General features: G+C 55.1%; 7 protein-coding genes and 1 tRNA gene. 6 read left to right on the top strand and 2 right to left on the bottom strand.

Annotation, left to right across the window (positions count from 1 at the left end):
* Window positions 1-107 precede the first annotated feature (107 nt).
* The gene (locus tag P3B99_007805) at window positions 108-1,628 is read left to right on the top strand and encodes a glycosyl hydrolase family 28 protein (GenBank protein ID WYJ07104.1); all 1,521 of its coding nucleotides are present in this window, start codon (window positions 108-110) and stop codon (window positions 1,626-1,628) included.
* Between the two features lie 288 nt (window positions 1,629-1,916).
* On the opposite strand, the gene P3B99_007800 is transcribed toward P3B99_007805, so the two are convergent.
* A complete protein-coding gene (locus tag P3B99_007800; protein WYJ07103.1) occupies window positions 1,917-4,088 on the bottom strand; it encodes a GH92 family glycosyl hydrolase in 2,172 nt (723 codons plus the stop codon).
* Window positions 4,089-4,283: 195 nt separating this feature from the next.
* On the opposite strand from P3B99_007800, the gene P3B99_007795 reads away from it, so the two are divergent.
* The gene (locus P3B99_007795) at window positions 4,284-5,591 is read left to right on the top strand and encodes a HipA domain-containing protein (GenBank protein ID WYJ07102.1); all 1,308 of its coding nucleotides are present in this window, start codon (window positions 4,284-4,286) and stop codon (window positions 5,589-5,591) included.
* A 107-nt stretch (window positions 5,592-5,698) separates the two neighbouring features.
* Here P3B99_007795 and P3B99_007790 read toward each other — a convergent pair.
* A tRNA-Thr gene (locus P3B99_007790) sits at window positions 5,699-5,771 on the bottom strand.
* A 218-nt stretch (window positions 5,772-5,989) separates the two neighbouring features.
* Here P3B99_007790 and P3B99_007785 point away from each other — a divergent pair.
* The 4 genes from P3B99_007785 (at window position 5,990) to P3B99_007770 (ending at window position 12,873) form a co-directional block, all read left to right on the top strand.
* On the top strand, window positions 5,990-9,805 hold the full coding sequence (locus tag P3B99_007785) for a glycoside hydrolase family 2 TIM barrel-domain containing protein (GenBank protein ID WYJ07101.1): 3,816 nt from the start codon (window positions 5,990-5,992) through the stop codon (window positions 9,803-9,805).
* Window positions 9,806-10,432, top strand: coding sequence for an endonuclease III (gene nth, locus P3B99_007780; protein ID WYJ07100.1), 627 nt, complete (start codon window positions 9,806-9,808; stop codon window positions 10,430-10,432).
* On the top strand, window positions 10,429-11,292 hold the full coding sequence (gene miaA, locus P3B99_007775; GenBank protein WYJ07099.1) for a tRNA (adenosine(37)-N6)-dimethylallyltransferase MiaA: 864 nt from the start codon (window positions 10,429-10,431) through the stop codon (window positions 11,290-11,292). The genes nth and miaA overlap by 4 nt, the downstream gene beginning before the upstream one ends.
* A 363-nt stretch (window positions 11,293-11,655) precedes the next feature.
* Window positions 11,656-12,873, top strand: coding sequence for a hypothetical protein (locus P3B99_007770; GenBank protein ID WYJ07098.1), 1,218 nt, complete (start codon window positions 11,656-11,658; stop codon window positions 12,871-12,873).
* Window positions 12,874-12,908: the final 35 nt, after the last annotated feature.

Genomic DNA, 12,908 nt, shown 5'->3' with positions numbered 1-12,908 from the left:
GAAAATCCAAAAATATTGACAATATTCTAAAATTTTAAAAGAAAGTAGCTTTACGAAAGCGGCGTTTCGCGCCGCAACAATATCCACAATCATAACGCACAAAAAAAATGTCCAAACTACTATATGCCGCCGTGCTTCTCACGGCAATACAGCTGACCGCCGTCGCGGGCGTGAAACTCTATCCCGCGCCGCAGGGGGAAAACAAATTCGAAAACTGCGCTCTCAAAATCGACGGCAAAAACGTCGACGTCTACGAATGCAACGTCTCGAAATATCCCATAAACCAAGTCTGGCCGGGATACCAGCGCCCGATTGAACAGACCGAAAAGGCGGGCTTCGCATACTGGGACATGGACAAGGACGGCGCGACCGTCGAAATCACGACAAAAAACATCGACTGCCGAAGCGTGGTCGTGCGCCCGCTGTCGCTGGGCATCAAGCCGAAGTTCAGCAAGAACAAAATCACGTTCAAGATGGACAAGGTTAAGCCCGCGGTCGTGGAAATCAACGGCTACCACAACGCAATCCACCTCTTCCCCAGCCCCATGCAGGACTACTCCGCGCTGAAAAAGACGGAGCTTTGCGCCCCGCAGTGCAGCTACTGCTCAACCTACCGCAACGAAATCCCCCGAAACCGCGACCCCAACTACTACTACTTCAAAGCGGGTCGGCACGACATCGGCACGCTGCTTCTCAAAAGCAACGACAGAGTGCACATCGAAGCGGGCGCGGTCGTCTACGGCAGCTTCGTCGCCGACGACGCCGAAAACATCAAGATAACCGGACGCGGCATTCTCGACGGCTCGAAAATCGAACGCGCCGACAAGTGGGCGCGCGGCGGATTCGGCTGCCTGCATTTCAGAAAATGCAAAAACGTGTCGGTCGAGGGCATCATTCTGCGCGACCCGAACTCGTGGTGCGTCAACGTAAGGAACAGCTCGAACGTCGATATTTCCAACATTAAAATGATAGGGCTTTGGAGGTACAACTCCGACGGCATCGACGTCTGGAATTCGGAAAACGTCTCGTTTAAAGACTCGTTTATCCGCGCGTTCGACGACAGCTTCATTATCCGCGCCGACGTGCTCGCGAAAAATATCCGCGTGGAAAACTGCGCAATGTGGAACGACTGGGGCTTGACCCTCGCAATCTGGGCATGGGCTAAGGAAATAGAGGGAAAATCGTTCGAGGACATCGTGTTCAAGAACGTCGACATTATCCGCACGTCGGGACAGGCAATGCACATTTCGAATAAATCGGGATCGGCGGTGAGGAACGTGAAGTTCGAAAACATCAACGTCGAATGCGACGCATGGTGCGCAAGACAGATTTTGCAGAAAAAGGAAAACAGGGACGAACAGTATGTCCCCGACCCCAACGACAACTACGTTCCCAACATGATTTGCATAGACGCCTACGGCAAAAAATCGCAGATTGAAAACATCGGCTTCGAGAACGTGAACGTGCTCGGCAGACGCGACGCGCCGTCGTATATCCGCAGCAAGGAAGCGGAATGCCCCGTAAAGAACGTCTCGATAAGCAACTTTAAAATCTGCGGCAAAGACGCAAAAGACGCGGCGTCCGCAAACCTTAAAACGAAAAACGCCGAAGGCGTAGTTTTCAAATAGGGAACATCAAAACACACAAAGCGCGACACCCTCCGTGCCGCGCTTTTTTTACGCCCGCCAAACGCGCGCAACGCGTAGAAAAAAAACACGCAAACGGCGGAGCGTAAAATCATGGCAAACGACGCGCAACGGAAAGCGATTATTGCCTGTTTACGAAAAGCGATTGCGCATACGCCGAATGCGGACAGCATTTCCGGTTTAAGCGCACACAAACAAACGTCGGCGAGGGGGAATTCCTCGCCGACGTTTGTTTTTTTTTATGTATCGAAGTTTTCGCGGGGGCGCGTTCTACTTCGCGCCCATGTAGAATTCGAGCTTGCCGCCCGCGAGTATGTCGGCGTGCGGGAGGGTCTTTTTATTATAGGGCTTGCCGTTGAGTTTTACCGACTTCACGTACTTGTTTTCCGCGGAAAGTCCGTGCGCTACGACTTCGAACTTCTTTCCGTCGGGAAGCGCAACGGCTACGCGTTCCACTTGCGGCGCGCCCAGAACGTACTCCATCGAGTTGGGGTCGAGCGGGTAGAAGCCCATTGACGAGAAGATATACCACGCGCTCATTTGTCCGCAGTCGTCGTTGCCGCAGAGTCCGTCGGGAGCGGTGGTATAGAGCGTAGAGCAGATTTCGCGCACGATTTCCGCCGTTCTGTCGGGGCGGTCGGCGAGCGCGAAGAGGTACGGAATGTGGTGGCTTGGCTCGTTGCCGTGCACGTACTGCCCAATCATGCCGCTGATGTCCGCGCTCTTTTTATAAGTACCCTCTTTGCGGGTGTCGGCGGCGGCAAACATGGAATCGGCGGCGGCGACAAACTTTTCTGGCGAGCCGAAGAGCGCGATGAGTCCGTATGGGTCGTGCTGGACGTGGAAAGTATACTGCCACGCGTTGCCTTCGGTATAGTCGCCCCCGAAGCTTTCGGCGTGCGAAAATTCGAAGGGGTTGAACGGCTCGCGCCATTTGCCTTTCGAGTCTTTGCCGCGCATGAAATTCGTGCTCTTGTCGAAGAGGTTTTTATAGTTTTGTGCGCGGCGGGCGAACTTTTCGGCGACGGCGGTTTCGCCCATAATTTCGGCGGCCTTCGACAGCGCGTAGTCGCCCTGACAGTTTTCGAGCGTCTTTGAAACCGATTCGGGATTGCACAAGTCGAACGGATAGTAGCCGAATTTGTCGAGTATCGAGAAGTCGCTCTTTCGGTGGTCTTTTTCGGACGAAACAATCATCGCGTTGAGGGCGCGGCGTTTGTCGAAGCCGCCCTGCCCGCGCTGAATGCAGCCTGCGATTACCGAAATCGCGTGGTTGCCTATCATGCACCATGTTTCCTTGCCCCAATAGGTGTTTGTGGGAAGCACGCCCGCCGCGTCGAAGTGGTCGAGCATGGAGTTCACAAATTCGGGCAGAATCTGCGGGCGTACGATTGCCGCAAGCGGAATCACCGCGCGGTATGTGTCCCACAGCGAAAGATTGGTGTAATAATGTTTCGACGCATTCGACGCCGTTGCGACTTTCCCGTCCGCGCCGCGGTAGCGTCCGTCGATGTCGGCGATGTTGTTGGGCGAAATGAACGAGTGGTAGACTGCGGTATAAAATATTTTCTTTTGTTCGGGCGTTGCGGAAACGTCGAACTTCGAAAGCAGAGCGTTCCAGTCGGCGCGGGTCTTGGCGGCGACGGCGTCGAAGTCCCAATTCGGCAGGGTGTTCAGGTTCGCGAGCGCGCCGTCGGTCGAGACCGTCGAAACCGCGCATTTCACCGAGAGCGTTTCGCCAGCCGTCAAGCCGAAGTCCAAAGCCCAGCGCGGGGCTTTGTGGTTCTTGGGGCGGTCGATTTCTATAAGCTTTTTCACGGGCTTGTCGAACTTGACGACAAAGCTGATGTCGCGGCGCGTGAACGAGCGGACTTTCTGCGTGCCCGCGATAGTATAGTCGTCCACAAGCCTGACGTCGCTTTCGAGAACGCGGTTGGGCAGCCTGCCGACCATGCCAGTCTGGAAGTCGAAAAACAGCCCGCCGCCGTCGGCGAAAAACTTTATGCGGTAGAGGGCAACCCTGTCGCTTGCAGTGATTTCGACTTTCGCTTTCGCGTCGTCCAAAACAATGGAATATTTGCCGACCTCCGCAATTTCGTTCTCCTTTTTGAACGCGCTCGAATAGTCCGTTTTGACGGGGTTGCCCGTGAATGGAATGAACGCCGCATCGCCGCTGTCGGGGCAGCCCGTGCCCGAAAGGTGGGTCTGACCGAAAGAGAGAATGCGCTTGTCGTCATTGTGGTAGCCCGAACAATAGCGCCATGTGGAATAGCCCGTTTCGGGGCTTGGCTGAACCATGCCGAACGGCGCGACAACCCCGGGGTAAGTGTGCCCCGTGCCCGCCGTGCCGATTTTAACGTCCACAAATTTCGCACAGTCTTCCGCGCCGAAAAGCGATGCGGCAAAAAGCGAAACCGCCCCCAAAATAAGCCCTAATTTCATTTGCACTCCCATTATATTGGTTAAACGATTAAGTTAATAAATTGAATCAATAAGCTTCCCCGTCCACAGCGTCAAGAAAAATTCGGCAAGAAAAACAAAAACCGCCGCAAAATCGTAAACAAAAGCGTAAAATTTAATTGACTTTATTTTTTCATTTTATTTATACACATAAATATTCGATATATAAAAGCGTAAATGAAACAACCAAGCGAACAGGCTTTAAAAAATACGATTCTTGCAAACGGAACGGTTTCCTCCGCCGACATTGCCAATGCATTCGGCGTTTCAAAACCCACGGCAATAAAGCTTCTCGGCAAAATCGGCTGCGTCGCCATGGGGAATTCGGTCGGACGAACGTACGCCCTCCCCCGCCCAGTCGGCGAATTGGGCGCGAGCTGGAATCTGTACCGCGTAGACGAGTCGGCAAACGTCGAAACCGTCGGCAAGCTTGCCTCGACCAACGCAGGCTACTACCTCGACGGCGCTTACCCCGCGCTTTTCGGCAAAGAATTTAAAAGCAAACTGTTCCCCTCTTTGCCGTGGTTTTTGCACGAACACCGCCCGCAGGGCTTTATCGGCAGAAACATAGTCTACAACCTGAACAAAAGCTTCGGAATTTCGAAAGAGCTAAACTCTTGGAGCGATTCCGACATTCTGGAATACGCCGTCCGATTCGGGAGCGACTTGGCGGGTTCTTTAATTGTAGGCGAAACTGCAAAATCGGCTTTTTTGGCGGGCGGAAAGCCTTTCATCGACGAATCGAGCCGAAAAGAACGCTATCCCGAACTTGCGGAACAAGCGGTTTCGAACGGCGTTCCGCGCTCGTCCGCCGCGGGCGAACAGCCGAAATTTTGCGCTACGGTAAAAGGCGAAGACGGAAGCTTCCGAAACGCAATCGTGAAATTTTCGGGAAAAACCGACAACGACATTAACCGACGCTGGGCCGACTTGCTGACAGCCGAGTACACCGCCCTGAAAATCCTGAAAAAATATGGATTCCCTGCCGCCGACGCCGAACTGCTGACGGCAAAAAAACGCGTGTTTTTGGAATATTCGCGAATCGACAGAGCCGGACGGTACGGAAGGCGCGGAACAAGCTCTCTTGCGGGAATCGACGCCGCGTTTATCGGCGCGGGCGGCGGCCCGTGGGCGGAAGCAATGCGCAACGCGGCGGAATACTTCGCAAAAGGCGACATCGAAACCGTCGAGCGGCTCTACAATTTCGGGCTTGCAATCGGCAATACTGATATGCACTTCGGAAACATCAGCTTTTTCGTCGGGCGCGACCTGCCGTTTAAACTCGCGCCCGCCTACGACATGTTGCCGATGTATTACGCGCCGCTAAGCGACGGCACTCTGCGCAACGAGCCTCTGCCGTCAATTCCGCCGACTGCGGAATCGCGCGAGATGGCGGGGGATTTTTGGCAGACTCTTGCGGAAAGCGGAAATGTCGGCAAAAATTTCAAGCGAATCGCCGAGGGCAACGCGGACTTGTTGCAATAAAAAAGCCCGCAAACTAAAACTTGCAGGCTTGGGAAACGAGCCAAAAGGCTCAAACGCTAAAAACGCCAGAAACACCCTGTAAAAAGGCGGACTTGGTCTTAAAACAGAGCCGAAAGTCGGACTTGAACCGACGACCCACGCTTTACGAAAGCGTTGCTCTACCAACTGAGCTATTTCGGCGTGTTTTACAAAGCTTTTTAATTTGCCCGATTTTTCGTTCAAGTCAATTTATTTTTTCAATTTTTTTGCGGGCATAAAACCTTGCCGATTTTTCCAATACTCACGCAACGTTCATCGCTCCTGTTGCCGCGTTTTTCATGTTGGCGCTCATCGCAGAATTGGCGGAAGCCTTTTAAAGCTTGAATTGACCGATTCCATAGGGCATTATTCGGGCAATTATGAAAGGGATATTATTCAGAACAATGTGCGCGGTTTTAGCCGCGCACGCCGTGTCGGTCGCAAAGGAAGTCCGCGATGACTGGCAGAACGAAGCCGTCTTCCGTATAAACAAAGAGCCGGCGTCGGCTACGATGTCGTTCTATTCCGACGAATCGGACGCGCTCAAAAAACGCGCTCCCGATTCGGAAATTTCGCTCAACGGAACGTGGAAGTTCCACTATGTCGGCAACCCCAAAGACCGCCCGCTCGACTTTTTCGAGGACGGCTACGACGTCTCGAACTGGGCCGACATTCCCGTGCCCGCAAACTGGCAGATGCACGGCTTCGGCTCGCCGCTCTACACGAACGTGATTTACCCGTTCAAGATGAACCCTCCGCGCGTCATGGACACACCCGACAAGGCCTACTCGAACTACCCCGAAGACGCGCGCAACCCCGTGGGCTCGTACAAGCGTTTCTTCGAAGTGCCCGTCGAATGGGCGGCGCAGCGCGTCTACATTAAATTCGACGGCGTAAGCAGCGCGTTCTACATTTGGGTCAACGGCAAAAAGGTAGGCTATTCGCAGGACAGCCGCACGCCCGCGACGTTCGACATCACAGATTTCGTCAAGGCGGGGCGCAACAGCGTCGCGCTCGAAGTCTACCAGTACTCCGACGGCTCGTACCTCGAAGACCAGGACTTCTGGCGGCTTTCGGGCATATTCCGCAACGTGTCGCTTTTCACTCGCCCGCAAATGCGCATTGCCGACGTCTTCAACCGCGCGGGGCTTACCGACGACTACCGCGACGGCACGCTGACTTCCGAAATTCTCGTGAAAAACTCGGCGAAAACGGCGCAGTCGATGAAGATTTCGGGCAAGCTGCTCTCGCCCAAAGGCAAAACGATTTCGACGGCGGAATCGGAAGTTTCGCTCGGCGCGGGCGGGTCGGCGGTCTGCAAATGGAAGTTCCCGAACGTGCGCGACGTTTCGGCGTGGAGCGCGGAAACCCCCACGCTCTACACGCTGCTTATCGAGACCGACTACGGCTTCGACAAAAAAAGCTACACGGCGTTCAAAGTCGGCTTCAAGAGAGTCGAGCGCAAGGGCGGGCAGATACTCGTGAACGGACAGCCCGTGCTGTTCAAGGGAGCAAACCGCCACGAACACTCGCCCGACACCGCGCAGGCAATCACGCCGGAGGTCATGCGCAAAGACATCGAGACGATGAAGAAATTCAACATCAACTCCGTCCGCACATGCCACTACCCCAACGCGCCCGAATTTTACGACATCTGCGACGAACTCGGCATGTACGTCATGGACGAGGCAAACAACGAGGCGCACCAGCTCGACAAGCTTGCGCTGCTAAACCCGAAGGATTCTAACGACATACGCTACAATCCGCTCAACAACCCCGCCCTCGGCTGGGGAGCGGCGATTCTCGACCGCGTCATGAACATGGTCGAGCGCGACAAAAACCATGCGTCGATTGTGTTCTGGTCGCTCGGCAATGAATCGCGCAGCGGCGCAAGCTTTGAAAACGCAGCCAAGTGGGTTCGCCAGCGCGACAACTCGCGCCCGATAAACTTCGACCGCGACGGGAAACTCGAATACGTGGACCTCTTCGCAAAGATGTACAGCACTCCCGAGAACATAGAAAAATTCCTGCGCTCGGAAGACAACATCGAGCCTTCGAAACAGCACCCCGTTATTTTGTGCGAATACGCGCACGCAATGGGCAACAGCGGCGGCTCGCTCCACCGCTATTGGGACCTGCTCCGAAAAGAACCCCGCTTCCAGGGCGGCTTCATTTGGGACTGGAAAGACCAGGGTATTACCCGCAAATCGCTGCCCGTAATTTCGGTCTCCGACGCCGCAAACCCCGCGCGCTCAATCGCCGTGTTCGACAACCCAATGTTCAACCGCCCCATGTACAGGGCGTCGGCGGTGGCAACCCCCGGACTTTTCGCGAACGGCGCGGAGGCGTTCACGGTCGCGGTAAAACTCTCCGAAAAGGGCTTCGAGCCGCGCGTGGCGTACGAAGACAAGCGTGTTTCGAAGCGCGTTCCCGCGCAGCGTTTCCCGACGGAAACGATAGTTGAGCAGCCCGCGGCGTTCTCGCTTAAATTCGTAGAAAGCCGCAAAGTGGTTTCGTTCGCGGTGTGGAACGGCAAGGCTTGGGACGTGCTCGAAACCAAGCGCGGCGCGGAAATCAAGCTGCCCGTCGAAATCGCGGCGACAGCCGGCAACGGCGAAATGGCGGTATATATAAACAACATAAAAGTTGCGTCGAGGGAAATCGGCAAGTTCGAAACTTTCGACCGCCAGCCGCTCATGATTGCCCCCAAGGAAAAGCAGGACCACTCGCTCTTCGACGGCGCTGTCGAACGCATGCGCGTTGTCGACTCCGTTCTAAGCGCCGACTTCTTCGGCAAAGGCAGGGCGGTCTGCGACATCAATTTTGCCGACTTCACCCAAACGGCGTCGGACAAAACGTTCTTCGCATACGGCGGCGACTTCGGCGACAGGCCCACCGACTACTCGTTCAACTGCAACGGTCTCGCCCTGCCCGACAACACGCCCAGCCCGCAGCTCGCGGAGGTTAAAAAACTTCAACAGAACATACTCACAAAGCTCGCGAAGTTCGACGGCAAGAGCGCGGAAATCGAAATCTTCAACGACAACTTCTTCAAAGACCTCTCGTATGCAAAGGGAAAGTGGGCACTCACGCGCAACGGCAAGAGGGTCGACCGCGGAAGCTTCGACATTCCCGAAACGCGCCCGCAACGCTCGTCGAAAGCCGTGATTGAGCTTGCCCCCGACGACTTCGAAGAAGCGGGCGAATACGCGCTCAGAGTCTCGTACACCGCAAACGACGACGTTCTCGGCTTCAAGGAAGGCGACGAAACCGCGTGGGAACAGTTCGACCTCGGCGGAAAATTCGAGCCCGAAAAGCTCCCCGTAGGCAAGTTCGTGCGGCTCGACAACGGAGAAAACGCAATATCAATCGACGGCGACAACTTCTCCGTCAAGTTCGACAAAAAGACGGGCTGGCTCTGCGACTACGTTTTCGAGGGCAAAATGCTTGTCGAAGACCAAATGCGCCTGAATTTCTGGCGTCCGCTCACAAACAACGACAGGGGCGCGTGGTTCAACAAGAGATTCTCGCTCTGGCGCACCGCCGCCGAACGCGCAAAGCTTGCGCATTTTGCGGCGCGCATAGACGGCGGCGCGGCGGTAATCGACGCCCGCTACGAACTGCCCGCGGGCGGCTCGACGGCGGAAATTTCGTACAAAATTTCGCCCAACGGACAAATCGAAATCCGCGGCGCGGTGAAAGTCGCCGAAAAACAGCCCGACCTGCTGCGCGTTGGCATGCAGTTTGCCGTCAACGGAAAATTCGGCAAGCGCAAATGGTACGGGCTCGGACCAATCGAAAACTACTGCGACAGAAACAGGGGCGTGTGGCTGGGAGAATTCGCCGAACCCATCGAAAAATCGTTCTTCAAATACGTAGACCCGCAGGAAAGCTCGACGGTCACGGCGGTGCGCTCGGCGGAGCTTTCGGGAAGCGGAGTTCCGACGCTCAAAATCGCGGCACTCGACGGTAAAAACTTCGAGCTTTCAACCTACCCCTGCCTGCCGCAGGACATCGAACAGGCTTGGCACCCCGACCAGCTGCCCGCGCGCGACCTGAAAGTCGTAAACGTGGCAGCTGCGAACTACGGCGTCGGCGGCGTGGACTCGTGGGGCTCAATGCCCGAACACGACAAGCGCATAAAGGCGGGCAAAACCTACGAATTCGCATTCTCCATTGTCGGCGACGACGACTAAATGACGAAATCGCAAAAGGCAAAAACCGTCTCGGAACGTCTGGACGCCCTCTATCCGCGTCCGGCGATTCCGCTTAACCACGGCGACAGCTTCACCTTTCTTGTCGCCGTTATGCTGTCGGCGCAGTGCACCGACAAACGCGTGAACGAAACCACCCCCGCGCTTTTCGCGAGGGCGGATTCCCCGCAAAAAATGGCGTCGCTCTCCGAAGACGAAATCCGCGAAATTATAAAACCGTGCGGACTCGCGCCGACAAAGGCTAAAAACATCAAAAAGATGTCGGAAATTCTCTGCGAAAAATTCGGCGGGCGCGTGCCCAATACGTTCGAAGAGTTGGAGTCGCTCCCCGGAGTCGGACACAAAACGGCGTCGGTGCTGATGTCGCAGGCGTTCGGCGTGCCCGCGTTCCCCGTGGACACGCACATTCACAGGCTCGCGACGCGCTGGGGGCTGACCGACGGCAAAAGCGTAGAGCACACCGAGCGCGACCTCAAAAAAATCTTCCCAAAAGAGAAGTGGCACGACCTCCACCTGCAATTCATCTACTACGGGCGCGAGCACTGCAAGGCGTCGGCATGCAAAACCCCCGACAAATACTGCCAACTTTGCAAGCTGCTCCGAAAATGAGGGTCAAAATAATAACGGGCCCGACGTGCTCGGGCAAGACGCGGGCGGCGTTGGAGTACGCGCGCAAACACGGCGCGGAAATAATTTCGTGCGACAGCGTGCAAATTTACAGGGGCATGGATATCGGCTCGGCAAAGCCGACAAAGGCGGAGCTTGCGGAAATTCCGCACCATTTGATAGACGTCGCCGAGCCTTCCGAAAAATTCGACGTCGCGCAATATGTCGAGCTTGCAAAAGCCGCGCTTGCCGACGCCGTCTCGCGCGGTGCGGAAATCGTCGTGGCGGGCGGAAGCGGCTTCTACCTGAAGGCGTGGTTCGCGGCGGTTGTGGACAATCTTCCGATTCCCGACGACATCAGGACGCTCTCGGCGAAAATAGAGGCGGAGGGCGGCGCGGACGCGCTCGCAGCGGAGCTTCTTAAAATAGACCCTCTCGCGGGCGAATGCGTTGATTTGAAAAACCCGCGGCGCACAAAAAACGCGCTCGAACGCTGTTTGGCGTCGGGCAAATCGGCGCGAACGCTCTTGGAGGAATTCAAAAAACTGCCCTGCCCGCTCGGAGCTTTTACGCGCGACGTCGAAATTCTCGACGCCGACAACGACACAATGCTCGCGCGAATCAAAACGCGAACCGACGAAATGATTGCATCGGGACTTGTGGAGGAGACGCGCGGGCTGCTCGAACGCGGAATTTTGAAAAACGCCTCCGCAAGCGCGGCAATCGGCTACCGCGAAACGATAGAATGGATAGGCGCGGGCGAAAAAAATACCGATGCCCTGAGGGAGGCAATCGTAAAAAACACCTTTGCCCTCGTAAAAAAACAGCGCAAATATTTCCGCAACAACCTGCCCAAAGCCTGACCCGCGCAACACCGCAATACGGGCAAATCCGCACCCGCACAACACTGCGACGCGTCGCCACACATGCGAAAAGCAAATCTCCGATAACAAAAAAACCGAAACGCGCAACCGCATAATTGCGCCCCAAAAGCGTCTATTTTCCGAACATAACAACGGTCGGCACAACGCAAAATCGAGCTAAAAAGGCATTTTTGCAAAAAAAATCCCTCCAAGCAAATAAACCAAAAGAATTGCAAATAAAAACCTTGCAAATTCAAACATTCGCCTTTTTATAATAACAAACAGTTTGAATGAAGGTTTTTATACATTCAAATTCCGACCTGCCCTACTGCAACCGACACAAACAAATTACTATATAGAAAAATGAACAGAAAATCGACAATCATTTCGCTTGCGGCACTCGCAAGCATTGCGTGCTCGCAATCCGCAGTAGCCGACTACGTCGCCGCGGCGGTTTCGCGCGAAAATGCGAAATTGCTGGTCGCCTCGGAAACGGAGCCGAAGCTCATGATGCAAGGAACGGGCAGTGGCACGGCGGAAGCCCGCGACACTGGCTACTTCAAGGTAGCGGGCACGATTTCGGGCTCGCAGCTCGGAGTTGCAAGCGGCAACAACGGTTTCTACACAAACGACACCGTTCTTTTCGAAAACGGCTCGGTGCTGAACCTCTCCGATGCAACACCCATGCAGTGGAATTTCAGCGGCAACACAATCTCGTTGGAGGCTATGAACGACGGCGACACCGCGACAGTCAACTTCAAGAACACCGGCCTCAACGTTATCCGCGCGATGGGAGACAAGTCCGGACTCTACATCGGCAAGGGCATTACAGTCAACACGGACAGGCTTATCATCAGGGCAAACAGCCCCGAAAAAACAGGCTCGGAAGTCATAATAGACGGCACGGTAAATGTAACAAAAGACTTCGGGCAGAACCCCGCCGACGCATATTCGGGCTACTACACGTTCACGGTGGGCGCGACGGGCACGCTCGAAGCGGGATCGGTCAACCTCATGCAGGAATCGGTCATCGGCGGAAGCATAATTTCGAATGGCACTGTCAACGTTCAGGCAAAAACAACGTTTGAAAACGGCTCCAAGCTTTCGATTGCGGAAGGAAAATCGCTGGCAATCATCGGCACTACGCTTGCAATCGACAGCGCGATATCGCTTCAGTCTTCCAACGGGCTGAGATTTGCGGCAAACAAGGCAGGCAGCCTCATTGTAACGAAAGACTTTTCGGCGGGCATGCTCTCGGTGTCATCGAACGCGACGGCAACGATAGAGGTCGCCGCCGGAACCGACTTGGTTTTTGCGGGCATACAAGAAATGAACGGCGCGCTCGACGTTAACCTCGATGACGAAGCAAGGCTCATCATCATAAGCCGCGACGACACCGCGACAAACGCGCTCGAAAAGATTACGCTCAACGGGCAGTCGGGCAATCTCGCATGGGAGGAAATCCTCTACAAAGGCGGCACGGCGTACCAGCTCGGTCTCAACATTCCCGAACCCGCCGAATGGGCGGCGATTTTCGGAGCAATCGCATTGGGACTCGCAGTCTACCGCCGCAGAAAATAAACAACACAAAATTTAAGTGGTTTCAAAGCCCGACA

The sequence above is a fragment of the Opitutia bacterium KCR 482 genome (assembly GCA_029269845.2).
Taxonomy (GTDB): domain Bacteria; phylum Verrucomicrobiota; class Verrucomicrobiia; order Opitutales; family Intestinicryptomonadaceae; genus Merdousia.
The sequence above is the reverse complement of the archived record's forward strand: the minus strand, read 5'-3'. Positions and strand labels throughout refer to the sequence as shown.

Bases quoted from the DNA above. Each gene is read 5' to 3' on its own strand.
- P3B99_007805 (WYJ07104.1), top strand. From the start codon at position 108: ATGTCCAAACTACTATATGCCGCCGTGCTTCTCACGGCAATACAGCTG.
- P3B99_007800 (WYJ07103.1), bottom strand. From the start codon at position 4,088: ATGAAATTAGGGCTTATTTTGGGGGCGGTTTCGCTTTTTGCCGCATCG.
- miaA (WYJ07099.1), top strand. From the start codon at position 10,429: ATGAGGGTCAAAATAATAACGGGCCCGACGTGCTCGGGCAAGACGCGG.
- P3B99_007785 (WYJ07101.1), top strand. From the start codon at position 5,990: ATGAAAGGGATATTATTCAGAACAATGTGCGCGGTTTTAGCCGCGCAC.
- P3B99_007795 (WYJ07102.1), top strand. From the start codon at position 4,284: ATGAAACAACCAAGCGAACAGGCTTTAAAAAATACGATTCTTGCAAAC.
- P3B99_007770 (WYJ07098.1), top strand. From the start codon at position 11,656: ATGAACAGAAAATCGACAATCATTTCGCTTGCGGCACTCGCAAGCATT.
- nth (WYJ07100.1), top strand. From the start codon at position 9,806: ATGACGAAATCGCAAAAGGCAAAAACCGTCTCGGAACGTCTGGACGCC.